The sequence below is a fragment of the Chryseobacterium luteum genome, from assembly GCF_000737785.1.
Lineage (GTDB): Bacteria > Bacteroidota > Bacteroidia > Flavobacteriales > Weeksellaceae > Chryseobacterium > Chryseobacterium luteum.
Window position 1 is genome coordinate 235,456 of record NZ_JPRO01000001.1, and the last position, 25,760, is coordinate 261,215.

General features: G+C 32.0%; 29 protein-coding genes and 1 pseudogene. 12 read left to right on the forward strand and 18 right to left on the reverse strand.

Annotation, left to right across the window (positions count from 1 at the left end):
• Positions 1–7: 7 nt before the first annotated feature.
• The gene (locus IX38_RS23425) at positions 8–946 is read left to right on the forward strand and encodes a TniQ family protein (RefSeq protein ID WP_394331174.1); all 939 of its coding nucleotides are present in this window, start codon (positions 8–10) and stop codon (positions 944–946) included.
• Here IX38_RS23425 and IX38_RS01000 read toward each other — a convergent pair.
• Positions 941–2,638, reverse strand: coding sequence for a hypothetical protein (locus tag IX38_RS01000; protein ID WP_034700992.1), 1,698 nt, complete (start codon positions 2,636–2,638; stop codon positions 941–943). The two genes, IX38_RS23425 and IX38_RS01000, sit on opposite strands and share 6 nt — an antisense overlap.
• Before the next feature lie 31 nt (positions 2,639–2,669).
• Between IX38_RS01000 and IX38_RS01005 the strand changes: the two genes are divergently transcribed.
• The 11 genes from IX38_RS01005 to IX38_RS01050 all read left to right on the forward strand — a co-directional run bounded on the left by IX38_RS01005 (position 2,670) and on the right by IX38_RS01050 (position 9,324).
• Positions 2,670–3,146 carry a thermonuclease family protein gene (locus IX38_RS01005; RefSeq protein ID WP_034700993.1) on the forward strand — a complete coding sequence of 159 codons (477 nt, stop codon included), beginning with the start codon at positions 2,670–2,672 and terminating at the stop codon, positions 3,144–3,146.
• Between the two features lie 136 nt (positions 3,147–3,282).
• Complete coding sequence (locus IX38_RS01010; protein ID WP_034700994.1) at positions 3,283–3,843, forward strand: recombinase family protein; 561 nt, start codon at positions 3,283–3,285, stop codon at positions 3,841–3,843.
• Complete coding sequence (locus IX38_RS01015; RefSeq protein WP_131368627.1) at positions 3,840–4,742, forward strand: hypothetical protein; 903 nt, start codon at positions 3,840–3,842, stop codon at positions 4,740–4,742. Before IX38_RS01010 ends, IX38_RS01015 begins: the two co-directional genes overlap by 4 nt.
• Before the next feature lie 54 nt (positions 4,743–4,796).
• The gene (locus tag IX38_RS01020) at positions 4,797–5,132 is read left to right on the forward strand and encodes a hypothetical protein (RefSeq protein ID WP_034700996.1); all 336 of its coding nucleotides are present in this window, start codon (positions 4,797–4,799) and stop codon (positions 5,130–5,132) included.
• Between the two features lie 52 nt (positions 5,133–5,184).
• A complete protein-coding gene (locus tag IX38_RS01025) occupies positions 5,185–6,378 on the forward strand; it encodes a putative phage abortive infection protein (protein ID WP_034700997.1) in 1,194 nt (397 codons plus the stop codon).
• A 147-nt stretch (positions 6,379–6,525) separates the two neighbouring features.
• Positions 6,526–7,212, forward strand: a complete 687-nt coding sequence (locus IX38_RS01030) for a hypothetical protein (protein ID WP_034700998.1) — start codon at positions 6,526–6,528, stop codon at positions 7,210–7,212.
• 4 nt (positions 7,213–7,216) lie between these two features.
• On the forward strand, positions 7,217–7,381 hold the full coding sequence (locus tag IX38_RS22810; protein WP_165570684.1) for a hypothetical protein: 165 nt from the start codon (positions 7,217–7,219) through the stop codon (positions 7,379–7,381).
• A 106-nt stretch (positions 7,382–7,487) separates the two neighbouring features.
• Complete coding sequence (locus IX38_RS01035) at positions 7,488–7,745, forward strand: hypothetical protein (protein ID WP_034700999.1); 258 nt, start codon at positions 7,488–7,490, stop codon at positions 7,743–7,745.
• A gap of 114 nt (positions 7,746–7,859) precedes the next feature.
• Positions 7,860–8,096 carry a hypothetical protein gene (locus tag IX38_RS01040; RefSeq protein WP_034701000.1) on the forward strand — a complete coding sequence of 79 codons (237 nt, stop codon included), beginning with the start codon at positions 7,860–7,862 and terminating at the stop codon, positions 8,094–8,096.
• Between the two features lie 126 nt (positions 8,097–8,222).
• The gene (locus tag IX38_RS01045) at positions 8,223–8,759 is read left to right on the forward strand and encodes a hypothetical protein (RefSeq protein WP_034701001.1); all 537 of its coding nucleotides are present in this window, start codon (positions 8,223–8,225) and stop codon (positions 8,757–8,759) included.
• 46 nt (positions 8,760–8,805) lie between these two features.
• Positions 8,806–9,324, forward strand: a complete 519-nt coding sequence (locus tag IX38_RS01050) for a hypothetical protein (RefSeq protein ID WP_034701002.1) — start codon at positions 8,806–8,808, stop codon at positions 9,322–9,324.
• A gap of 116 nt (positions 9,325–9,440) precedes the next feature.
• Here IX38_RS01050 and IX38_RS01055 read toward each other — a convergent pair.
• The 17 genes and pseudogenes from IX38_RS01055 to IX38_RS23145 all read right to left on the reverse strand — a co-directional run.
• Positions 9,441–9,962: pseudogene (locus tag IX38_RS01055) on the reverse strand (magnesium chelatase domain-containing protein); the annotation flags it as partial.
• A 183-nt stretch (positions 9,963–10,145) separates the two neighbouring features.
• Complete coding sequence (locus IX38_RS01060; RefSeq protein WP_034701004.1) at positions 10,146–11,108, reverse strand: T9SS type A sorting domain-containing protein; 963 nt, start codon at positions 11,106–11,108, stop codon at positions 10,146–10,148.
• Positions 11,109–11,150: 42 nt separating this feature from the next.
• The gene (locus tag IX38_RS01065) at positions 11,151–12,542 is read right to left on the reverse strand and encodes an outer membrane beta-barrel protein (protein WP_034701005.1); all 1,392 of its coding nucleotides are present in this window, start codon (positions 12,540–12,542) and stop codon (positions 11,151–11,153) included.
• Entirely contained in the window at positions 12,535–13,101 is a 567-nt protein-coding gene (locus IX38_RS01070; RefSeq protein ID WP_034701006.1) for an RNA polymerase sigma factor, read from the reverse strand. Before IX38_RS01070 ends, IX38_RS01065 begins: the two co-directional genes overlap by 8 nt.
• 92 nt (positions 13,102–13,193) lie before the next feature.
• On the reverse strand, positions 13,194–13,775 hold the full coding sequence (locus IX38_RS01075) for a DUF4840 domain-containing protein (protein ID WP_034701614.1): 582 nt from the start codon (positions 13,773–13,775) through the stop codon (positions 13,194–13,196).
• Between the two features lie 382 nt (positions 13,776–14,157).
• Positions 14,158–14,364, reverse strand: a complete 207-nt coding sequence (locus tag IX38_RS23130; RefSeq protein ID WP_228377890.1) for a hypothetical protein — start codon at positions 14,362–14,364, stop codon at positions 14,158–14,160.
• Between the two features lie 381 nt (positions 14,365–14,745).
• Positions 14,746–15,033 carry a hypothetical protein gene (locus IX38_RS01085; protein WP_034701008.1) on the reverse strand — a complete coding sequence of 96 codons (288 nt, stop codon included), beginning with the start codon at positions 15,031–15,033 and terminating at the stop codon, positions 14,746–14,748.
• 86 nt (positions 15,034–15,119) lie between these two features.
• Complete coding sequence (locus IX38_RS01090; RefSeq protein ID WP_034701009.1) at positions 15,120–15,410, reverse strand: hypothetical protein; 291 nt, start codon at positions 15,408–15,410, stop codon at positions 15,120–15,122.
• Positions 15,411–15,497: 87 nt separating this feature from the next.
• A complete protein-coding gene (locus IX38_RS01095; RefSeq protein ID WP_228377891.1) occupies positions 15,498–15,815 on the reverse strand; it encodes a hypothetical protein in 318 nt (105 codons plus the stop codon).
• Positions 15,778–15,963, reverse strand: a complete 186-nt coding sequence (locus IX38_RS23135) for a hypothetical protein (protein WP_228377892.1) — start codon at positions 15,961–15,963, stop codon at positions 15,778–15,780. The genes IX38_RS01095 and IX38_RS23135 overlap by 38 nt, the downstream gene beginning before the upstream one ends.
• Before the next feature lie 75 nt (positions 15,964–16,038).
• Positions 16,039–16,470: a hypothetical protein gene (locus IX38_RS01100; RefSeq protein WP_034701011.1), complete on the reverse strand. Its 432-nt coding sequence runs from the start codon at positions 16,468–16,470 to the stop codon at positions 16,039–16,041.
• 185 nt (positions 16,471–16,655) lie between these two features.
• Positions 16,656–17,126: a hypothetical protein gene (locus tag IX38_RS01105; protein ID WP_131368628.1), complete on the reverse strand. Its 471-nt coding sequence runs from the start codon at positions 17,124–17,126 to the stop codon at positions 16,656–16,658.
• A 538-nt stretch (positions 17,127–17,664) separates the two neighbouring features.
• Positions 17,665–17,871 (reverse strand): hypothetical protein, encoded by a 207-nt coding sequence (locus IX38_RS01115; protein ID WP_034701014.1) that lies wholly within the window; start codon positions 17,869–17,871, stop codon positions 17,665–17,667.
• 20 nt (positions 17,872–17,891) lie between these two features.
• Positions 17,892–18,269 carry a hypothetical protein gene (locus IX38_RS01120; RefSeq protein ID WP_034701015.1) on the reverse strand — a complete coding sequence of 126 codons (378 nt, stop codon included), beginning with the start codon at positions 18,267–18,269 and terminating at the stop codon, positions 17,892–17,894.
• A 3-nt stretch (positions 18,270–18,272) separates the two neighbouring features.
• On the reverse strand, positions 18,273–20,387 hold the full coding sequence (locus IX38_RS23140; RefSeq protein WP_051884370.1) for a CdiA C-terminal domain-containing protein: 2,115 nt from the start codon (positions 20,385–20,387) through the stop codon (positions 18,273–18,275).
• 64 nt (positions 20,388–20,451) lie between these two features.
• Positions 20,452–21,993 (reverse strand): hypothetical protein, encoded by a 1,542-nt coding sequence (locus IX38_RS01130; protein ID WP_034701016.1) that lies wholly within the window; start codon positions 21,991–21,993, stop codon positions 20,452–20,454.
• 30 nt (positions 21,994–22,023) lie between these two features.
• Positions 22,024–25,671 (reverse strand): hypothetical protein, encoded by a 3,648-nt coding sequence (locus IX38_RS23145; protein WP_228377893.1) that lies wholly within the window; start codon positions 25,669–25,671, stop codon positions 22,024–22,026.
• Positions 25,672–25,760: the final 89 nt, after the last annotated feature.

Consider the following 25,760-nt stretch of genomic DNA (forward strand, 5'->3'; position numbering starts at 1 on the left):
TCCCATAATGCTTAAGCCCAAGCATGATGAATTGTTCACGTCATGGCTGTGTAGAATGTCGGTTGAATATGGATTAAAACCACATACCTTTTTGCAGAATTATCTCGAAGATAAAGCACCACCACTAAGAAGAGATTTAGACTTGTTCGAAAACAATCATCTAATGAATTTTATAATTAACCATACCTTATTTCCAAAAAATAAGGTTAGAAGACTATTTTTAAACGAATTGAATCTGTTTGCATTTAAAGACTTTCAAGAAAAAAAGAGCTATATTTCAAACGTACTTCCTTTGGGTGTTTCAAATCGAAAAATTGGGATTAATACCGGAATTCAATATTGTTCTTCATGCTTAAAGTACCAACTTTATTATAAAACCAAATGGAGGTTGGTCACCTCAGTCATTTGTTTAAGATGTTATACCCAGCTTAAAGATCAATGTCCACATTGCAAATCCCCAATAAACTTTCTCAAAATTTATACTTCGAGTAATACATCTACTGTTGAGAAACTATTCCTAAATCAATGCTTCAAATGCAAGCAAAATCTTTCAGTTGATAGTGATTTAGTAAAAGCTACCTCCAGCGAAATTATCTATCAAAAGTTTATTAATGGTAGTATAAAAAACGGGTTTAACACCTTTTGCAATTACTCATTTCATTATATTGAGGCTCTACTTCATTTCTCATTATTACTTGGCTCTTCACGTCAAAAAAACACTTTTAGAAATTATATTCTTGATATATACAAATTGGAAATAGAACCAAACAAAACACATATTCATTATTGGTCGGTAGAGTATCGAAGAAAAATTTTGCCTGTTGTAAATCAATTTCTTCAATCCAATCCGACCTACGAAGAACTAAAATTTTATCAAATCACAAAAAGTTATATCGACCCCGAAAATAGATTGCCCTTTTGGGTATATCAAAAGTTTAATCTATAGATGTTCTTTAAGTCTCTCAACAAGATTTTTAACACTTTTGTTGTGGTCATTTTCGATAATTTTATGATTAAATGAATGAACTAGAATAACTCCCATACCTTGAAAAATATTCGTTAGTTGCTGCGCTGTTTTTATTTCAGACCAATTTAATTGGTATTCATTTATCATCTTTATTAAACATATTTCAAGTATAGGATCTCTATCTGACAAAAATCTTAGTCCTTTAACAGAATGTCTGACAAGCCCCATTCTTCCATAGTTGCCGACTGTTGAAATCAAACAGTAATTATAATCATTAATAAGAATAGATGCTAAAATGAGTGTTCCAACTTGCTTAATTTTAACTGGCGGATAGCTCACATTTTCAAAGTCTGAACGCTCAATCATTAAATATTCAGTTTCAGCTCCTTCACTTTTTAAAATATTAATAGCATCAAAAACAACCTGTATATAGTCTACCGTATTTTGACTGATAAAATTAACTCTAGAAACTTTATCTTTACTACTATGTTCTTTTATTAATTCTGAAACTTCTGCAATTTCGTTAATTTGCAATTGAGTCATTTGAAAATGATTTAATTGACTCTCCTTTTCAAGCTTTTTCACATTGGGTGATTGATAGAATCTTTTTCTAGAGTCATTAACGGAAATATTCAGAGGATTCAGGTTATGATTTGTCGGATTTGTAGTTGAATCAACATTCTCGTCAAAATTATCAACCTGACCGGTTGTTGGATTCTTGTCTTCAGATTCTTCATTTAATGATGATTTGTCCGAAATATCTTTTAATAAAAAATTATCATATTTGAAAATGCCGTCCCCAGATTTCAAGCTAAAGTCCTCGATAGAAAAAGCTAAAAACTTATTTGCAGATATTTTTTTTCCAATCAATGTTAAGCTTACTTCATCACTATGTGGAATTCTAGAAGCTAAGTAAGCCTTTCGATTATCCGGTTTACATTTTTCCAATGCAATATAAAAATCAGCCTTAATATGAGCTAAAGAATTAAACCCCTCTTTAATCAACATAAACTTGGCTATATTCTTGGCTTCCTCATATCGTAAATATTCGGAATCGTATTTAATAATAGGTATCCCGTTTTCGTCAAAACTTGATATTGGTTGTAGTCCCGCAAAATAAACACCGTAAATAATGTTATAAATTGTAAGAGTAGATAAATAATAAAAGTAAGATAAAATGACATGTCCCGGTACAATAATCGTTGTACCGTTGTGAACAGTACTGTAGTAAGGTGCTCCTGAGTATATTCTGTCATCTTCGCTATAATAAGGAGGCATATAAGTATTTTGCAAATGTTTATACACCCAATTAGTCTGGTAATCTGTTTTTGGATTGAAAACAACATTTTCAAATTTTTCTATCGCTTTACTATTTTCCAAGTATTGGGGATTTTTTAAAAATCTCCCATTGTATTTAAAGTATGTTCCCAATTGGATAGTAAATGTTTGTTCTTCTAGAACGAATACTTTGAATTGCCTTTCTTTACCACTAAAATAATAATGTACATTATCTATATTCGTAATAATTACCTCTCTTTGAATTCTATCATCTTTCCAGTAGCTATGACCTAGCCATGTCACCACCCAATAAGTGTCAGGATTATCAACTTGATCAGAAATTTCTTTTGGAATCTTTATTTTTCTATGAAAGTTTTTAAACTCTGGTAACATTTATGTATTTTTAATAAAAATACAAAAGAAGATGATATTAAATAGAATTGTTTTTCTAATAATTCTTTCTTTTCCAACTTTTCTTTTTTCGCAAATCAAGGCAAAGGTTATTGGAATAAAGGATGGTGATACAATTGTTGTTCTACTTGATGGAGACCAACAAAAAACGTTAAGATTGGCTGAAGTTGATTGTCCAGAAAGCGGACAACCTTTTGGAAAGAACTCCAAACAATTTACAAGCAATGAAGTCTTTGGAAAATTTATTACTTACTTTCCAACTGATATTGATAGATATGGAAGAACTATTGCTAAAATATATTATGACAATGAGAAGTACTTATCTGAAGAAATAATTAAAAATGGTTTGGGTTGGTGGTATTTTTATTTTTCTAAAAGTGAGAGCCTTGGAACTATGCAAAAAGAAGCCGAAAATAAAAAATTAGGACTTTGGATAGATGCAAAACCGATTAGTCCTTGGGAGTGGAGAAAAATATCACGAGAAAGGTAGTTTCGTAAAACGGTCGGTTTCATGTACTTTCTTTGAAAATTACTTTACAACTCTTTTGTATTTCTTTTTCAGTACATTTTCGTTGTACACAAAATCAAATTACATTATATTTGTTATAAATGAGTAAAGTGAACTTATGTTAATTGGATATGCAAGAGTAAGCAAGTTTGAGCAAAATTTAGATTTACAAACTGATGCTTTAAAAAATATTGGAATAGAAAAAATTTATGTTGATAAAGTTAGTGGTGTAAAATCTGAAAAGCCACAGCTCAACCAACTTATAAATTTTATACGAAAAGGAGATACTTTGACTGTTTGGAGATTAGATCGAATTGGTAGAACTACAGTCGGATTAATTCAGTTTGTAACAGAGCTGAACGAAAAAGGAATACATTTTAAATCAATTTCGGAAAACATCGACACAAGTTCAGCTAGTGGAAAATTAATTTTCCAGATTTTTTGTGTTCTGGCCGAGCACGAAAGAAATGTATTGATAGAGAGAACCAATGCGGGATTGAAGTCTGCAAGGGCAAGAGGTAAAAATGGAGGAAGGCCAAAAGGAATGACAGAAAAATATAAAGACATTGCACCTTTAGTAAAAGCCTCATATGAGAGTAAAAACCTTCCAATAGAAAAAATTATGAAAGCTTTTGATATTGGAAGTAAAGCTACATTTTATAAAATAATTAAATCTTGAAAACGATGAAATCTTCCCGGATTATTCTAATTGGAAGTATAATAGCACTGATTGCAATAATATTGCCTGTAATATTCTATGTAGTAAATTTTTATGAATATAATCGCTCAACAGATCCTTCTGATTGGGGAGTTTTTGGCGATTATATTGGTGGTGTTTTAAATCCTATTATTTCATTTTTAACATTGATAATAACTGTCATTATTGCAGTGAACATTAGCGGTTTAGAAAAAAGAAATCATGATGAATCAGTACATAACCCAATCAAACCATTTTTTATCATAAATAGTTTATATTTTTTTTCTGCAGATGTAAGTAAATTTGCTTTTACGGTTGGAAATAATTTTTATACTTATAGTCCACCGTTAAGTCCTGCTAAACCTTATGAGCATATTGAACAACCCTTTTTTCTTCAAGTCGAAAATAGAGGGTTAGGGCTTGCTACAGAACATCAGGTAACTTTCAAAGTTGATCTTAATGAATTAAGACATTTATTAGAATTTAAAAATAAAGAAATAGAAATTACAACTAGTGATATTATTGACCGCCCTGATGGTAGGAAATGTATAAACGTGAATTTACGACATGTAAGGTTAAATACATCTTTCTTGATTTTTGAATCAGAAACTTTAGGTCTAGGTGTTGTTGATAAAGGAGAGAAAACTGAACTTCATGTACCATCATTGCTAATGAAAGCATTTGAGATTCATAATTATATTCAAGATCAAGGTTTTAAAATAAGAACAGATTTTCCATCGCTCTCTTTAAAATTTCAATATAAAAACTTAAATGGGAAATTGCTAAAAACTCATTTTGAGGTAGCTTTATTATATTTTCAAGATCAAGCAAATTACTCTGTATTCAGAGTAGTAAGTCGTCAACTACCTAATAACAATTAATTTTGATACTTTAAAATTCATTAGTAAAATAATAAATTACTCTTAAAAAATGATATGAAAGAAGATTTACCAGGTTATCATTATACTCTCGAAAGACTTAATAAATTAACTTATGAATTAACAGTAAACGAAGGAGATATAAAAAAAAGATTAGTTGAAGCACTAACTTATTATTGGATTTCAGCAGATGATCTACCTGAAAAGATTAGAGAATTTGCAGATAAGATTGATACAGCTGTGAGCTGCATACCAAAAGATGAATATGATAATACCTACAAAAATTCTTTAGCTAATAAGCATCTAAAGACGTGCAGTAAAATAGCTTCTCAAATTGTAGATTTAGAACAAATGTTAACAGAATATATTGATGATATGATATCAAATAATTAATCTCAAAAAATGATTAAAAATAATATATTCAAAAATTATAAAATATTAATTTATGCTTGAGCCAACTTATGTAGGTATATTACTTTTTCTGTTATTCGCTATACTGTTTTTTATTAGATTTATTTATCAAATTAGTGGAGAAATCTTTAATCGATTTTTCATAAATGAGGATAATGAATATGAGACAAATTTATCACAAAAGGTAATTTTTTTAATATTGGTCGCCATTATCTTTTTAATGTTATCTATAATAGCAATACCATTATTTACCAGACCCGGATTTATGACTTTTTTTGATCCGAAAGAAACAGGCTATATAGGTGATACTATTGGAGGAATAACTAATCCATTTATTAATTCAGCAGCGGTAGTTGTTACCGGATTGGCTTTCTATATGCAATACAAGGCCAATAAATTGCAAGTTTCAATTTTTAAAAAACAATTAGACGAAGCAAAGGAACAATTTAATATCGATCAGTTAAATCAAAGAAAAAAAAATCAAGTCGAACAAATTGAGACACAATTTTATGAGATGCTAAAATTGCATAAATCCAATATAAATGAACTAGAATATAAAGATTATGGTTCGATAGATACTAATTCGATAAATATTAAAGGACGTCGTACATTTGAAAACTTCAATATTGAGTTAATAGTGATTTATAAAAAAATCTTATTACATTCAAGTTATTCTAATAATTATACACAAAAGCAAAAGCTATCAATGGCTTATAAAATCTTCTTTTACGGACTATGGAATGAGCAAAATGGATTATATAAAATGAATATGCTTAAGAGAATATTTCCTGACAGTTTTCATGAGTCTGTATACATTGAATTAAATAATTATATCGCTAATTCAGCTCCTTCATTTGGGATAGGTCATGCTCCCGAATTATCTCATATTTATCGCCATTTATTCTTGACTGTTAAATTTATTGCTACCCAACCTGAGTCATTAATTAGTTACGAACAAAAAAGAACTTATCTTAGAATTTTAAGAGCCCAATTATCAAATCATGAACAAGTAATGCTTTTTTATAATTGGTATTCTGGATTTGGAGAAAAGTGGGAAGAGAAATTGACAAGTGGTAATAAATTTTTCACCGAATATCGTATGATTCATAATGTTTACAATGAGATTCTTCATAATGATTTTAAATTAGAAAAGATTTTTAATTTGAGTAAAGAAATAAGAACAGAAATTGGTAGAAATGATGATTTTCTTTTCGAATTTCAGGGGTAACGTTCGATCATATGTAAATAAAGTCTCAAAAAACGATACAAACGAAGAAATAAGAAGATGGCAGTTAAAAAATAACATTTACGCAAATAGACTGCGTAGTATGAACTTATTTTTGGATTAAATAAATTATAAATAATTTCCAACAATATGACAACACCACATCAACTTCTTGAGAAACATACTCACGAGTTAAATTTAAATGAATTAGCATATATTCACCTTAGCGATAGTAATTCTCATTTTACATTAAAAAAAAATCTTGTAAGATCGACTCTATCATTTGCTATTCAAAATGTAAAACAAGCTTTAAATCTAGAATATAGCAAACAACTAATGCCATACATGACACTTTGTGCAATTTTGGATCAAATAGGTATTTGTTATGATAGAAATGACCAACCTTTACCTAGATCTGGAAATGGATTAAAAAGAGCTTTAATACAATTTGGAGAGGTTGATGAAGATGATGATTTAATAAATATTATTTATTCATTACGAAATGGCTTACTTCATAATGTAAGTTTAACATCTTTTGATAAAAAAAATGAAAAGTTTTATAAATTTAGATATAATTCTCAAATTACAAGTATTTACAAAGAAGCTGAAGAAACTTGGGATGGTTCTTATGAAACACTAGATACTAACCCCGAAAAGTTTACAACTCATATTAATGTAAAGTTATTTTCGGATCTTGTATTTTCTTGCGTAGATAAAGCTAATTCTTTAAATCATACAAATAATCTTGTTTTAAGATTAGAAGGAGGACTTATGCAATTATTTTTTGATTATATTCTTTCAATTTATAAACCCGATAGACTAAGTCTCAAAAAATGATTCGATGAAAGATTATTACAGGTTAACCGATATTCAGAAAGTGAATATTTCACAAAATTTAATTGATATTTTTGAAAAAGACATTTGTCCAACTCGTGAAACGATTACTTTTATTTGTAATTGGATATTGACTGACCGTAGGGAAAAGTTTAAGGCTTATTTGGATTAATTATGAAATAATAGAGTCTAGTTATGATGAATTTGGTAATCCTGTTTCCGAAACTGATTGGCAAGAAATCGATGAGAAATTACTAAAGAATTTTATTGAAGAAGCATTGAAATTACGAGGTAGCATATATTTTGATCCCGCTATAATTCCAATTATTGAATTTGCTAGTAACATAAGAAAAGATATTATTTTGCTAAAACAGAGAGCTAAAGAATTTTCTTCTGAAGTTAACAGTCAATATAATAATCTATTGGTTGATGGTGAACAAGAAAGTGTTGGAAAATTACTAGCAGACTTACAGACTGAAATTAATGATAGGCTTTCAATAGCTAAACGTGAAATAGACATGTTTTATGACGTTTAATTAAATCATCAACTTAAAAAATCAGCTAATTATAAAATAAATAGAGATAATTTCAGAAAACTATAAAAATTCTAACTAATTAAACAAAATTTTCACATTAAAAACATAATTATAATGAGTACTAACAACGTTTCAATTGGAAAAACTACTGATTCCTTCGAAGATCTTCAAATTTTAAGTCAAAAAGAGGCTGAAAAAATTGCCAAAACACTTGAGATTAAAGAAGGAGAAAAACTCAGTTTTGGATTTTGGACTTCCGATTTTCCAGAATTAATTTGCGAAGCTGTATTTGGCAAAAATGAAGAAGGTAACATAGAATTCAAACTTGATTTTGAACAAACAACACTATAAGCAAAAACACCTTCACATAGCATCGGCTTGTAAAAAAATTAATTGACATTAAATCTCAAAAAACGATGAAATGCGCCAATAGATTACGTATTAACAACACACCTTTGATAAATATCTATAAATACTATGAAACAAAAGAAGAAAATCTTTGAACAACATCTATATCATAATATAGAAGACGAGGAAAAGACAGAAGAATATCTTGACAGCTCTCTTCCACTTATTGGCTTAGTAGTAATGTATTTTAATGGTCTGGAAAAATCCTTAGATAGTATAATATGCGAAATTTTTACTGACAGATCCGACTCAACAGGATTAATCGTATTACATAAAATGTCATATGCCACTAAGGTAGAGTTATTTAAAAGATTTAGTGAGGATTTCCATTTTGCTTGTGATGTTGAGATTGAAGGTTATCAAAAGTTAATAGGAGATCTCAGAGAGAGTGGAAGATTACGAAACCTTGTAGTACATGCTGATTGGGAAAATACCGATGACGATGGTTATACCTATGTGAATTTAAAGATTTCAAAAAATGGAATGGAACAAGAATATATTCAATTCTCTGAAGATTCTCTGAAAGAAATTATTGACTTAATCATTACAACTCGAGATGAATTACGAGATTATTGGGAAAAACGTAATGAAGAACTATATAAATAAACCTTTGAAACTCTACTAAATTACTCGAATCTCAAAACTACAAATAATGAAAAATATTATTGAAGAATTTAGAAATGAGCTAATTAACCATTATAAAGCTTTTAGGTTTTCTCATTACGCTTTGCACAATTTAGGTGATGTTTATAAAGACTGGAAATCTAATCATCCTGAGCTTAAAAACTTCGTAATAGAAGATCAAGATTTTAATATTACCATAAGGTTCAATGAAGCTGAAATATCTGAGACAGAAGAAGAGGGACTGTATCAAAGAATTTTAGCTGGGAGTACCATTGCAACATTTTATAATATATGGGAGGATAAATATAGAAAGAAGATTGCAGAAGAAAAAGGTGTTGAAAAAAATGATATTAAAAATGAATTGTTTTACGAGCTAAATAAAATAAGGCAGGCTGTAATTCATAATAATTTCAACAAAACTTCCAAGCTTAAAGATTTAGAATTACTCTCGTTTATATTAATTGAGAATACATTTAAATTAGGAAGCTCAGAAGTAGAAAAAATTTACCAATTGCTTTTACTAGAATTAGATTCTCTCTCAGCTTAACAATTGATAGTAGATAAAACTGAATCTCAAAAAACGACATTTTTACTATATATGAATAAATTATAGAATCTATATTTGTTACTTTATCATTTCGTATTGTAAATTATCATTTTCTTTTGTAACTGACATCCTTCGTTAAAAAAATCAATTACTTCTTTAATATTTTCGACGCCGTAAACCTCAAGGTTATCTACAATTGCTGCTTCACGGGTGTTTTGCACAGGAAGTATAATTCCTTTGAAGCCTTCTTCCCGTGCCTGGATCGCTATGGGCAACACTCCTTTTATGGGCTGCAGGCTTCCATCAAGGGAAAGTTCACCCATAATAATATAATCATTGATATTTTCAGCAAGGATCTGATCTGAAGCAGCAAGAATCCCTATCGCAATGGAAAGGTCGTAAGCGGCCCCTTCTTTCCTAAGATCTGCAGGAGCCATATTAATCGTAATTTTTTTACCAGGGATTTTGTACCCCACGTTCTTCAGGGCAGCGGAGATTCTGTAACTGCTTTCTTTGATGGCATTATCGGGAAGTCCGACAAGATGATACCCCACTCCTCCCGTGTCCACATTTACTTCAATAGTAATGGTTTGCGCAGCTACTCCGAAGATGGCGCTTCCATAAATTTTAACTAACATGATTGGTGTTTTTTTGTAAAAATAAATAATATAATATTTCAAAAAATCAGCGTTTTCATGAATAGTTTTTGGATTCAAAATGCATTTAAAAAAAATTATTCTTAAAAAAGACAAGCCGATACAGACCATCTCTATACCGGCTTATCATGATTAAAAAAAACTAACTAAGGATGATTTATGCTATTATTTTTTGATGAATTTATTCTTATAGGTATTACCGTCTGAGTTTTTGGAAAGAATAATATAGTTTCCGGGTACAAGTCTGCTCACATCAATGGCATCATTAAAGCGGTGATCATTTTTTTTCAGAACTACTTTTCCTGACATGTCAATAATGGAGATCTCTTTGTAGGTTTTGTCGGATTCTTTTCCGATATAAAGAAACTGCGCGGCCGGGTTTGGATATATTTTCAGGCTGTTTTCTTTGCGCTTTGCTTCATCTGTTCCCAGGCTGCAAATTTCCCAGTTGCCAAAATTCAGCTTTATAAAATTTCCTGAACCTAAAAATTCACACTGATCCGGGCAATACTCTGTACAGGCATAGAATCCGTATTCTCCAGATTCTGTAGCGGTATAAGAATCTCCGGCCGCACCATTGATTACACAGGGATCTCCGGGGGAAGGTGGCGGGCTGCCCGGAATACATTTATACCAGATATGGCTGCCATAGAGGTCCGGAAAGACATCATCAAATTTTACGGAGGCTCCGGCACAGATATTATATTCTCCCGGTCCCACTTCGGAAAAAGTTCCGGGTGTAAACGTGCTGAGCATGGAAGGAAGCGCATAGACAAATCCGTCTGCCATAACAGCCGGACTTTCTGCCACACAGTCGCCCTGTGTAACGGCCACTTTAAAATAATAAAGCTGGTCATCAGTTCCATTGATGGTCAGTGTTTGTGAAGTTGCCCCGGGAATAGCGGTCCAGGGGTTGGTATTAGGTGTCTGCCAGGTCCATTCCTGTTTGTACCACTGGTAGCTTCCGAATGTCTGTGTAGAAAGTATCTCTACTTCGGTATTGCAGAACAGAATTTTATCCGGAAACTTTACGCCCAGCCTGGGGCTTGTGATGGTTGGATTACACTGTGCTTTTATATTCATAAGGGTCATGAACAGAAAAGCCAAAAAAATCAGTTTTGGTTTCATATTTCAATATTTAATGGTTGTGTTTAGTCTTACTCAGCGGTATCAGTCCAGTAAAAGCCTGATCCCGAATTTCATATTAAAGTTTAAAGGTTGTTCTTTGTAAATGGTATTGAGCTGACTGTCGTTTTTAAAATGGTACCCGATTCCGGGCTCTGCATATATTCCGATCTTATCAATAACTTTCATCTGGAGTCCTACGGCGGAATTCACAGAAAACTGTACAGGCTTAATATCAAGACGCTCATCCTGCTCGTCCTGCACCTCATCATTTACTATATATTTTGTCTTAAGCTTTCCTGCTATTGCTTTTTCGGCAAGCACTCCTCCAGTAACATAGGCTGTAAAACGTCCTTTCTGAATGATATTATAGTTGACCTGCACCGGAATACCTATATAATGAATGCTCTGATCCCCTTTTATATAGTTTGAATTGCTTCCGGAGTGAAGTTCTGAAGTCAGTTTTGTATAATTGATACCGGTCCCTATTCCCCATTTTTTTCCAAGGCTATAATACACAGAAACTCCAAAAGTAACGGGAATTTTATGCCTTATCCTTGCTTCAACTTCTTTGCTTTGGTTAGCCAGCAGAACTTCTGTGAGCGGATCGGTTTCTGTTCCGGAGACCCACATCTCACTAAAAACCATGGGGTTTCCACTGATGGAGGCATAGCCCGGAAATTTCTGGTCGGCGGAATTTGAAGACACATTTCCCGTAAGCATACTCAGCATCCATTTTCCGGACTGACGACCGAAAACTTTAGGTTTATCATGACTGGCATATTTTTCCGGAAGCTTATTTTCATTATTATTAAAAATTACACCTCCGTCTTGTTCTTTTTTCAGTACAGGATTTTCATTAACCGAAGAAGGCGGGACATCAGCAGGTGACTTTTTTTCTGTTAAAAGGATTGGATTATTTTCTTTTTCTGAAGACGCTGATGTTATCTTATTATTATCAATAGTTTCTTTACTGAATACATTTTCTAAAACAGCACTGATGCCGGTTTTCTCTGTCGATATATCTCCCTGACTGCCATATTTCTCGTCCAATTCGGTATTGGTCTGATCTGCTGTATTTGTTTTTACGGATTCTGTAGTTCTGCTGCCTGATTCTTTAATGCTGCCTGTATTTTTAGTTATTTTAGATGTCTTGTTTTCTTCATTCATATCCAGCAGGAGTTTTCCTGTAAAAAACAGCATAGCAATGGCTGCTGCAATTCCACCGATACGGTACAGCAGAGAGCTTTTTTTACCGGAAGAAGCCGTTTCATTTTCTTTTCTGGCATCAGCTTCAGGCATCATGGCTCCAGCCATTCCGTTTTCCTTTTCTCCGGAAAAAAGTTCATCTTTAATATCTTCCCACAGCCCATCCGGAATATCTTCTTCGTGGTCTTCCATTTTCCTGTGCAGATCATTCAGCCACCGATTATTCATATTGTGCTTTTTTTGACATTTTAAATTCTTTAATTTTCTGAATAAGCAGTCCTTTTGCCCTATGAAGCTGTGAGGCGGAAGAATTTTCTGCTATTCCCAAAAGCCCGGCAATCTCTTTATGGCTTTTTTTCTCAAATACAAACAGGTTAAAAACGGTTCTGTACCCATCAGGAAGCGACCGGATCATTTTCATAATGGCCGCCTGGGGAATTTCCTCAAGATCAGGTTCCTCCTCATTGGGGATGTCCGGAAGTTCTGTAAGATCATCTTTTGTTGTAATGCCGGAATGCTGCTTTATATGTTTTAAAGCTTCGTTTACGGTGATCCGGATCATCCATGCTTTCAAAGAACCGCTGCCTCTGTATTCAAATGCTGCTATGGAGCGGAACATTTTGATAAAGCTGTTCTGAAGAACGTCATGAACGTCATCCTTTTCTGAAAGATAACGGGAACAGACCCCGGCAAGGTTTCCGGAATAGTTTCCGAAAAGCTCTTTCCAGGCAGCTTCTTCCTTCGTGAGAAGGCGTCTGATCAAAATCTGCTCCTTGTTTTCTTCCATGTACGACTTGGGTCCGGTTTAACACCGATTAAAATTTTAAAACAAAAATAAACTGCATCCGGCAAACCACAATCTATTGTTTATATTACTTATCAATTAGTTTTTATACAGTATGGGAAATTATAGTTGATGGCCTCAAAAGGACTTAATTCCGTTCCATTTACAGTTATTTTTTCGGCCGCCAAAGCAAATCTCAGCGTATGATCCAATCCTATAAAGTATCCTTTCTGCTTTGCCGCGACTGTTACCACTGTCTTTTTATTTACTCCGTCTACCGGGATCTGAAGCTCAAGCTCTTTAGGGCTAAAAGTGAGTTCTATCCAGTTTTTATCAGCATTCAATACTGTTGTATAATTCAGATTGTATTTCACTTTTCCCATCGCGGCCAAGGCATCCCGTGTTTTTACCGGATCCTTTACTACTGCCATTACGATTTCTTTTAAAGGAAATTCCGGAAATGTCAGAGTGTCTTTTTTTATTTTAAAGTCTACAACTTTCTCGGCTCTGAACTCCCCCTGCACGGTGATCAGCCTTCCTTTATAATTGCCGTTAACGTCTTCCAGCTTTACGGGTGGCACTTCTATCCTGTCCCCGTTCATGCACGAGAACAGGGAGAAGATGATGGATACAATCAAAACGGTGGTAATGATCTTAAGTACTATTGAATTCTTCATTTCATTATTTTTTACATTAAACATTAATTGTATTGAGTACTCATGTATAAAATCCGTTTTTTAGAAAATCTTGCGTGGAATTTCGAAAAAAGAATAAAATTTTATTGTAATACGTTGATTTACTGAAAATAAAATGTTATAATTTATTTTTGGGAAATAAAAAACCAGCGTGAGTTTTACGCTGGATATATATGGGGTTAATGGGGTAAAAGGTGTCGGTTTTATTTTTTTGTGGGGGAATTACTGCTTTTTATTTATAATCAAATCTATCTTCATCTGGATACCAATAGAGATCTAAACTAGGAGTCATCGTCCCGTTTTCATAAGATTCTATATCATCTTCTAATCTAGCTGAGGTACTAAAACTAACCACTCTGCCTTTTTATTTTTCTACTAAAAAAGGAGCATTGCCTCCCAGTTCATATTTAAATTCTCCTGTTAAAATGAATTTTTTAGAATTAAAAAAATAAATATTGCCATACGGTTTTTTAATAGTATCGTCTGAATATATCATTGCCTCAATACTGCCTTCTCCTATTTTTTTCAAATAACGCTCTGCTATTTGCAACATTTCTTTGTCTGTTAACATAAAAATCTCTTTAATTTATTACCTTACTTGCTTTTATGTACATAAACTTTTATTAGCATATTCTCTTGTTTGACCGAATATAACATACTCTCCTGTCTGACCATCAAATAAATGTGTGTTTTTTAATTCTTTTGGCAGAATCTTAAACTTTGTAAAAGGATGTCTTTGTATTCATTTCGGATAAATACACCCAGCCAACCGGCTACAGCAAAACTATGAAATATAATTTTTCAGGATTATGAAATTTGTAATTGCGATTCATCATTGTATGTTCTTATAAAGATAAAAGATAATACAATTCTGAGAGAATGAAGTTTTAAAAGAAAAAGCCACACGATACAATCGTGCGGCAGTGGGATGGGGTATTTCTTGATAAATTAATTACTGCAAATCTGTTGGAACATTATATCTTCCACCACCTTTTGTAACCACAGATATTAATTTCTTAGTTTTTAAATCTCCAATTACAGTGATACTTTCGCCAAATGCTCTGCCTGCTAAAGGAACGGATCTAAAATAAACTGAAATCTGATTTACTAACTCTGGTTCAATATCAATTAAAGATTGCGGATAAGAATCAGAGAAAAGAGGTTCTTCATTTTGGTCATACTCTATTTTTAATGTTTCTAAGATTTTTTTTGCTTTTTCAATTAGCTTCTCTTTATTCATAATCTTAGTTTTAAAGCTGATGAATACTATGTTTTAGCCATTTCTAATCTAAAAAATAATAAGTTAAATGAGTTGAAAAAAAATCTCTAAATTATATTTATAGTATCTCCAATTTTTATCAAACCTTTAAAATCATCATTAAAAGTTATAAAAATATTTAAAACAGTGAAGTTGGTTTTGGATCTATAGCCATCTACTTTTTGAATATTTGTTTTATATGTTTTTTTATTTGATAAAATTTCAATCTTCTTATTTTCTAAATAAGAAATAATGCTTTTTACGCCTAAATTTTCATCATAACTTTCAACTAAAAAACCATAAAGAGTTTTCTCATTTGAATTTACAATGCTTTCTATTTTTATTGTTTTAAAATCCATATTTCCTTAATTATTTTCATAATAATCAATTAAGGTTAAGTATTCTATCTGGGATATTCATTCATGTTTTATTTTTTATGGGGAAGTTTATTGTTTTAATTCTACTGAACCATAGTCAAAAACTTCCGTAATTATTTCACCATATCTTTTATATGCCTCTAGTATTTTTATTGTTTTTATGATTTTATTGTTACTTTCTTTAAAAAAAAGATCACTTGTTGTAGAAGATCTTAAATAATTATTTGACAGAATTATTAAATTTTCTTTGCTATCTGATAAAGCTTGTAGCACAATATTCTCTGGTACAATTTCCTGCCCTCTTTTAATTATATCAAATTCTCCAATGTACTTTTCAAAAATATTTAATTCATTTGCTAAGCAAACCTGTAGTTGCCAATATTTCATTATTAAAATTTTTAAAATGAAAAGATTTATATTCTGGAAAATACTTTTTTCTCCAAGATTCAAATTTAATTCTTTCTTTAGGATAACTAGGCAAAACTTCACCATAATCTTTTTCTGCATTTTTAAGACCTTCTAATTCTCCTATCAAAGTTACCTATTCTATTACATTAGCTGCATTTTATTGAATAAATTAAAACGCCCCTAAATAGGGGCGAATTTGTATTTAGGTTTTGGTAAATTTAAATTCCACGATATTAGAGCCATCTGGATCATTGAATTGATTATATAGGGAAATTGCTTTTGCTAATTTCTTTTCTAATGTAGAATCATTTGCTTTTATTGGACATCTATAAACAATACCTTTATATGGTATTTTGTTATGATTTTCTAGTTCATCTTCATTTTTGAAATTTTTGATGTCCTTATCTATGTAGGCTTCTAATTTTCTTGCAAGAATATTTTTTTCTTCTACATTTAAAACGAAATCCTCTTCTTTTTTGATTTTTTGTAATAACTCGTGTACATCTTCTAGAAGTTTTAGCATTAAATTAATTATTGAATAATAACCATGCTGATCTTTAAATTTTTCATAATCCCAATCTGTACCCGCATCAATTTTTCTTTTTCCGTTTTTATAAATGATTATATTACTCATATTTTATTATTTAAAATTTTTCTTATATATTATAACATCTATTTCATCATATTCACCTATAACTACACTTTCTTCTGTCATCTTCGAAATCCCTTTTTTACTCATTGTTTTATAAAAAGTGGTTGTTTCTAAGGCTTTATTTTTATTTCCTAATACTTCATAGGCTTTCCAAAACTGTTTGTATCCTAAAGAAGACCCTCCGGGGAAAATATTTTTTTACTTAACCCATTTGGTAAATCATCTTTTAAATCAATTAGTTTTTTTTCTATATATCGTAATGCTTCATTATGAATAGTATTTTCTCTATTAAATGATTGTCCTGTTTCATAATAAAGAAAATCTTTTCGGAGAGTTTTATAAATCCAAGTATAAGTTTCAGTATCAATACAATGGATTAAATGGAATTTTTTAATGTCGAAATTATCGATTTTATAATCTAATAAAATTTTAAAAGTTTGCCCCGATCTTTCATTATCTTCAAAAAATATCAGAGGTTCTTCTAAAAAGGCATTTATTCTTCTCTTAGTTCCATTATCTTCTATTTTTGGGCCATTGTAATATGGGTTATTCTCAAATGGAGGAAATGGATATTTATTCGTGTCATAATGAGGTATGAAAATCAAAGAACTATCTTCATACAACTTTATTTTCAACATATTTTTAGAATATAATTTATCTAAATTATTTCCGAAAATAAAATTCAATCGCCAATTGTTAAACTTGAATTGCTGCATAATTAATAATCAAAATTTTTAAAATCAAAAGGTTCATACTCTGGAAAATACTTTTTTCTCCAAGATTCAAATTTAATTTTTCTTTATAATTAGGGCATATCTTGTCAGGTAAAAGTCTTTTTTCATGGATGAATTTTATAAGATAAATATAGGAGCTTAATGCGACAAAAGGTGTAGTGTTTTTTTTAAAACAATATAAATTCATTACTATTTATTGTAAAATTTTTATTTAGATCTATAAAAAAAGCACCATTCTCCATCAAAGCATCACATTCCGAAGTTTTTGAAAAGAACTCTGTGCTTGGAATTACCTATTCCATCTATCACATTAGCATTATCTCATGCTTCCTAAGCTTCCTTCTATTTTTCTCCAGTTATTTTTATAAAATATAGAAAACCGCCTCTTATGAAGGCGGTTTGAACTTGCAACTGTTTTAAGACAGCTTCAATCTGTATTACATCAAATATTATCTAATATTTCTTTTAAATCTGCTAAGCTCAAGAGATATTTCTCAAATTTAAATTGAGAGTCTGCATATACTTCAATTTGATTTGAGCTAGAAAAAAAAACTTCTACTTTTTGCGATTTTATTTCTTGTTGAAAGGTCATAATATTAATTTCTTTCCAACCATTTTTTATTAGATATTCTGTAAATGAATTTTTCATTTTTAATATTAAGAGATTAATTAGAAAAATAAATCAATATTATTTTTCTTAACAACTCCATCTTCTCTTAATTCATATACTATATCACCTTGAAAATCAAAAAAATAGTCTTCATTAGGATATATTTCTGTTGTGATTTTGTAAATAACTTCTTGCATTAGTTCTTTCCATAATATTGGTTCAGCCTCTTTTCTTAAAATATCAAATGAGATTTTAGATGAATCTCCAAGATCAATATTTAAATATTGATCTTGGAATTTGCCTTCTTCGTAACTGTACTTTGTAGAGTACAAGTTTGAAACTGAGAAAAAGTTATTTTTATATTTCTCCAATAATTCTGTAAGTTGTTTTTTGTTTTCTAATTTTTTTCGAAATTTTAAATGATAAGTTAGTGACATAAATTATTTTTTTAGCATTAAATATTTAACTTCTCCTTGTTTTGTTATATAAATAACTTCTTTTAATCCGCTTATTTCCCAGTCTAAAAATTGTTTTTGAAGTTTAGGAATATCTCCATTCCAATTTTTCAAATTTAAAATAATTCTATTAGTTTGATCTTTTTCTATTTTGTCGGCAATTTCAGACCAAATACCTCTTACAGATTTATTGCTATTAAATGGAGAATAGCAATCAAAGACTTCTCCTTCTATAATATAATCAGGATTTTTAAGTGTTGTCTTTATAGAAGGATTTTGCTCTATATCAAATCCTTTTTTAGCTAATATTTGGGCTGCATCATTTTCTAAAATTAAAGATGTTTTGGTAGCGTCATCTAAGTTATCAGGTATTTTTGTTAACCTACCTCGTGGTTTTGCAGACAGATTCTCCTTTTTACTAGGAGTTGTTTTCCTTTTTACTTCTATTAGTTCATCCAATTCTTTTTCAACACTATCAAAAAATTCTTTTGCCTCACTATCTGCCGTTTTCTCTTCCAGTTTCTTCGAAAAATTTTTAGACTCTTTTCTAAAAGCCTCATAATAACTTTCTAAATATTCTTGAGTTCGCTTTTCTATTGCTAATTCCTTTTCTGTCTTGGATAGATTTTTTAATAAAGAAATTTCCTCTGCAACCTTGCTTGCTTTTCCTGCCTTTGCTGCTGGAACTAAAAGAGTAATAATATCTGGAGTCAGTTCGCCAAGCTCCTTATATTGGTAATATTGATTACTGCCATACTTTAAATACCAATCAGGAAATTCTTTTATTGTAATACGAAACTTTTCCCAAAGTTTTTTTATAAAATCTTCAAAATTATAAACAATTTCATTTAAAAGACTTTCAAAAGCTTCTTCTAATGAATCTGTAAGTGCAAAGCCAATCCCATCTCTTGCGATAATCATTACTAAAGAGACTAAATCTACAATTCCAGCAACAAATTCTATACATCCGTTCCAAAGACCTACTAAAAAAGCATTGAGATTATAAATCTCATTAAGCATTTCACTTTCCGGTAAAAGTTCATCTAATATTTTTAAACCTTCATCCAGTAAAGAAGAAAACTTATCAAACAAATATAATAAAACATTATTTAAAATTTCTTTGAAAATCTTCTCAATGATGACATCATTGTTATTAGACTTTGAAATACTATCAATCTGTTGTTTAAATTTATTTTTTATAGCTTCTTTTATATCTTTTCTATTTTGAGGGACAATAACATTTGGAAGAAAAGCAGGTGTGAAATCTTTTTCTAATAACGCATTCCAAAATTTTTCTTCATCATACTTTTTCGTTCTCATCCATTGTGAAAGTTCCAAAATCTTTTTTGGAGTATTCAATCCTAAAAATTCTTCTCCTTGCAACAGAATTAAAAATAAAGACATATCATCAAACTTTTTTTGCTTATAGTCATATTTTATAGCTTTGACTAAAAGATCTTTTAATTCTTTGGTATTAAGTTTTCTTTCCTTGTTGGCTTCAGAAAATTCAAGGCTGGAGTTATTTTTTATTTCAAAAGATCTATTTAAAAATTCTATTGCCAGATCTTCTTCATCTGTTTGTCCCAAAAAAGGATATTGAAATTTTAGCTTTTCAATTGCATTTTTACCCAATTTTACTCTTACAATTTTACCAAAATCAAATTTTCCGTCATTTGTTTCTATAAGGAACATTACCTGATTGTCTTCAGGCTTAAAATTAGGATCAGCATATTGTTTTAAAACTTCGCTTCCATCAGGATTGGCATATACAACAAATTTAATATCATCCCAATTTTCGTCTATAGACTTGTTATAAAGTAAAGCAAGTGCTGAACTAAATCTTTTTGAAAGATCCACAATACTAAAATTACTTTCCCGGAAAACTCTAGATGGTCCATAATCAGCTATAGCATAAGATGGTAGTTGTTTTTGCCAATATTGTCCAAACGGACTGTCTTTAAATGCACTTATTTCATCAAAAGTATTTTTATTAAAAAAATTCTGTTTGCTTAGTAAACCACTTTGAATGTCATTTGCTGAAAGTAGTTTAGAATTAGATAGGCTACTACTTCCTTTATTATTTAATATTTCTAAACTCATTTTGTGATTTTTAAGGTTAAAAAAGGCAGAGTTTTTAGGCTCTGCCAAAGCTTGGGATTAAAAATTAAAACGTGTATGCTTTAATTAGATTTATATTCATATATGTTTCGAACGAAGTGTCTCCTGTTTCTGATGTATTATTAAAAACAGCACCTAAGTACAGATCATCATTATTGCTAATAGTTTCTGAAGAAATTGCAGTAATTAGCTGTCCATCGGGGTTTATTCCGGATAAAACTTTGGTTAATATCGGACCTTTCTTTATGAAAATAAGTTTAAGATTCTGTGAATAATTCCAATTTGTATTGAGCGCTATTAGTGAACCGAAACCTGAAAAATCAACGTTTCCAAAAAAATCATTTGTCAAATTTGTTGATTGAGTCATTGCAAACCCTAATGTTTGATTGGGTGATATTCTCATATTGATTGAGATCCCAGCTTCTAAATACCAGTTTTCTCCTGCAGAAAATAGTGGCATTTGTGTTTTTGCATTAAAAACATAGACCAATTCAACAGCAGGCGGTTTTATTGAATTATCAGGATTAAAATAAATTATGCTATTGGTTGCATAAGCTTTTGATGTCGTATTATTATTGTAGACTTTTGTATTCCACGTTAAAGTACTAAGATCAATTTCATTTACATTATTGACAACTTCAAATGTGACAGGCGTTACATAAGAAGCGACTCCATTCCACAGTCTTATTTTATATTCATTTACTCCTAATGAAAAGAAGTTAAAATAAAAAGTTAAACTTAAGCCACTTGTATCTAATTGAACTTGAGAATTAGCCACCGTTGCCAATACGCTGGAACCTGCCGCATTCATTATTTCAATTTTAAAGTTAGCGGGGTTCAAATTGAGGTTGGCTCCTCTTAAAGTAATGTATGACACTCCATTTTCCAGCTTAATCAACAATGGAGATATTGAATTAACACTCATCGTATTTGTAGTCCAACCTCCATTCATTTGTGTTTTCCATGCCGTTCTTTCAGCTTCCGTAAGAGAAGAAGGCAAACTTAAAAAAAGCTGTTTACCATTGGCCTTTCCAACTTTACCCGCTGTATTTTGTGATAAAAATGTATTAAATGCAGCGTCATTAGAAACATCAGATAAACCTGAAATGGTATAATTTTTACCGGATGTATTCATAGACCAATCCGCGCCTAATGTAAGACCAGCACCAGTAACTGATGTTAGCGAAGAATTAGCAATATTTTTTCCTAAATCTCCCGCAGGAAGTTTTGCAACATTTCCATTATCATCTAAACCAACAATTTTAGGATAATCTAAAACGTTGCCATCATTTGTAGGTTTATCTAGCTTTTGATAAAGTTTTTCAATCGTAGCTGAATTGTATTCGGCTTGGCTTGTAATTCCTTCTGCAATCAAATCGAGATCTGAAATGCTTACATGATCATCTGATAGTTCAATTGGGATTGATCCGTCAACGACAGCATGGGTTTTTAAATCTCCACTGGCATCAATAGCATAGTCTGTGTAAGTAGCTGCACCAGGTGCAGCTACTTGGTAAATGACATTGATTTCCCGTTCTTCAACTGGTGGTAATGCATTTACCCTAATAATTTTTCCTATAGTAGACATATTGTTGTTTTTTACTTAATGATTATCAGTTTATTTCCAGTCTCCGGTAATCACTTTCTCAGAAGATATTACAGGTTCCTGAACACCCAGAAGATTATCATTGGGTTCAAAATTAAATTTATCCTCTGTGATCACTTCTGAAGGCACTTCAAAATCTTTCGGATTCTCAGTGCTGAAAGGCAGTGCATGCTTTACTTTTAGCCCGATGCTTTCTGCCTGAAGGATATTCAGAGCCGTAGGAAGTCTTGTAATCCATGCTTTTCCTTGTTTTAGACCTTTAGGTTCTTTCATTTCATCAACAATTGATAAGTAAAGTTCATCTCCAATGACAGGAACTTCTCCCCCATTCCAGATCTTTCCGGTTGCCAGATAAAACTGTACAACTTCTTCAAATCCGGGACGAACCGTTACTACTACTCTTGCCATCCCACTCTGCATAAAGGATCTGAACAATGGATCAGTATCTTCCGACTGATAAAGATTTACCCAGTTTTGCCTGTTGCCCCAATAATAAGGGTATAGATTGTATGAAATGTTTTCCCACTCAAAAGCCTGCTCCATAAACTTTACAAAAGCCGTATATTTATCCAGGCTGCTATTTAAAACTGTTTCATAATTACTGAAAGACGAACCGCTGGTCAAGCCTTCCAGACCATATCCGTGTGTAGATCCGGATGCCCTGTCTGCCATGTAAGAAATACAGTTTTTACGTAAGATTGTATTTTCAATCTGACGGTAGAACATCGGGTTGGATCCTTTGATCTCTACAGCCTTACTCTTTTCCTCAGCAAGCTTATTATTATATTCCACCACTGCATCTTCATAAGCATCCATAATTGCCTTAAATACTTTTTGATACCACGCATCTTTAGCTTCCTGTGTTAACTGAAGATCCACAACACAATTCGCAGTTCCGGAGAAAATCTCATAAAAAGTAGCGGAAATAGGGACTGATTTTGAATAAGGGTTAGCGAAAGTTTTTCTTGGATAAAATTTTAGCTGAGACCAGAATCCATGATGATAGAAATCCTCATCCCCCACCATGATACACATCGCAGACTCACTGCTGTCTCCAGCCGCACTATACCCCGCCAAACAGCTTACCGCCACATAATTGTCCGGAATTTGAATTTCATCTTTAAAAGCTGCATGCTGAATCGCACTTTGCTCACCTGTAAACTGACCGCTTAATGATTTTCCTATGCTGTAATTTTCCACCGGTTTTTCAGGTACTTCCACATTGTATTTTGATACCCAGTATTTTAAAACAGCATCCATGCTAAGATCTCCGTAATTTTTCATCGGCATTACTGATGACGTTCTTGGGTCCTCCGGTTTAATTAAATTAACCTGATCCGGATTTTTCTGAGAAACCATTCCTAATAAATGCAGTTTGGCAGGCTCAGGAACCATGAACTCAAACATCATACGTTTACCATAGTTGTAGATCTGGTTTTTCATCAGTTTATCTACCCACCGGTAAACACCCACTACATTTTTATCTCCTTTCCTGTTGTCAAATCCGTGAGAATTGTTTTCCTCGAACTCATCAATAATCTTTTCGATTCTTTCTTCATGAACTTTTGTCACAATTCTGTCCATGGCTCTTGCTGTAACATCCTGAGCCTGGGTAACAGCCTGTCTTGTACTTTCTTCTTTGGAACGGTGATTGGCATAATTTGCTCCTATACTCATTGAGAATAATTCTCCTCCATAACTTGCATTAACAGATCCTGCAAAATCATTGGATTCCTGTAAGATCTTGGAAACCTCGGACTGCATTTCAAAACGGTTGGCTGTTGTAGTATCAGAAAGCTGTTCTCTTTCCGTATCGGAAGATGAAGTTGTGGTATTTTCGCTTCTTCTTAGCTTTCGGGTAGATTTTTCACGATACTCTCTTGCCATAACATTTTCAATGTGAGCAACTTCCCCCTCTACATACGCATGCGTACTCTGCTCAACTTTTAAATAATCAGCAATTCCTATCTGCTTGAATCCGAAACCTGAAGGAATAAAATTCTGTTCTTCATCAATGATGACAGGAGGGTTTTCAGTTTCTTTAACCTCAAGTTCAAATTTAGAAGAGATACAACTTTTTATGGTGATTCCCGGTGTTGTAAATTTAGCGACCTGCCCATTTGTAAAATACAGCTCAATATAAAAAGATGCCCCTTCGAATTCTGAAAAATCGGCTCCCTGCCCTAAAAGATTATTTAAGAAAACAGTATCTCCGTTTCTGGATTTTACAAAATTATTTCCCGTTTTGGTTCCAATATTGGACACCAACTCATGATACACACCAGAAACATCCCATGAAGCATCAGGAACATTTAAAGCCAGATCGAGACCATACAACCTATACAAATCTTTTGGACACAGCTGATAGGTAAACGGCACAGCAGTCCCTTTTGCCATTGGAACAATAACTCCCCCGATACTTGTATAGACTTCAGTATTAGTTTCGGTATTGTCTGCAATAACGCTGTTGGTTTTTTCTGTTACTTCCGTGATTAAAGAATGGATCTCTGAAAATGTATTTATTCCTTCTAACAATTCGTGAAGATCAGAAATTTCTCCTGCTGCCAGACTTTCTTTATCAGAGGGTACATTTTGAAATTCATAGCCTAAAATATCCAGTAAGGTGTCCAAATTTTCAGGTTTTAATACGGTTGTCAGATATTCAGCCTCAATTTCAGGACGAAACTGAAAGTCTATCTTGGGTAATACCGGTTCAGGAACTTTTGGAATCTGCTGGCAGGGGTCTTTCGGATCATAAGCTTCTCCCGGTGTTCTTACGGGGCAGTATTTCTCTCTGTTTGCTGCTACATCATCATTATATTTTTCTATAATAGGTGCAATTCTTAACTGGTGTTCCTCGTAGCGGATTTCGTATTCTTTTTGGTATTCATCTCTGTACTTTTTCTCCAAAAGAGAAAAATTCTTTTTCAGACTTTCATATCTCCCAAGTTTTACCTTTCCTTCAGAAATTAGCTGCTGTTTTCTCATTTCCTCAGTGGGAAGGGTTTCTTTAATTTCATTCTCCGACACCTTTGAGAGCATTTGAGATCCCGAAACAGCTTCATCCAGCATTAGTTCTTTAGGAAGTACAACTTTAGCATTCAATAACAGTTTCAGTTCTTCTTCATTGGAAACAGAGAAAACATGTTTCAACACAAGAAACTGCATAGCAAGTTCTTTTACATAAAAATCTTTTTGTACGGCTACCTGATAGATTAAATTATTCCAAAGATCTACCAGCTCGGGAACTGCATAAATCTGTCCCTCATATATTTCAGTTCTTTTTGCTGAAAATTCCTCATATGTACACGTTTCTTTATTCCTAGCCAGCCAAACAGAAAATTGATGATCCAGAGGATAAACTTTTTTAAATTTTTCGAGACTATATGTGCTATTAGGACCAGATGAAATACATTTCGGGTCATTTGCAAAAGCGGCTGCACATTCAAGAAGTTTTCGGTGTTTTGAGCCTGAAGCATTTACTACCGGTCTGTAAAAAGTGTCATCATCTTTTAATTGCTGAGGAACCAGAATAAATCTTTTATCCTGCTCATTTTCATCTGACAGCTGCGGGCTTCTTAAGCTTACAAACCTAAAAAGCGTTTGTGTTGGTGTGTTTTCTGCCGCCAATTCGGCAGCATTGTTTTCAATGTTGTTCATTTTTGTGATTTTGATAATTTGTAATAGAATTAATGATAGATTCAAGTCATATTTTCATAACTTTCTATTTTAGCCTTATTTTTTAAGGT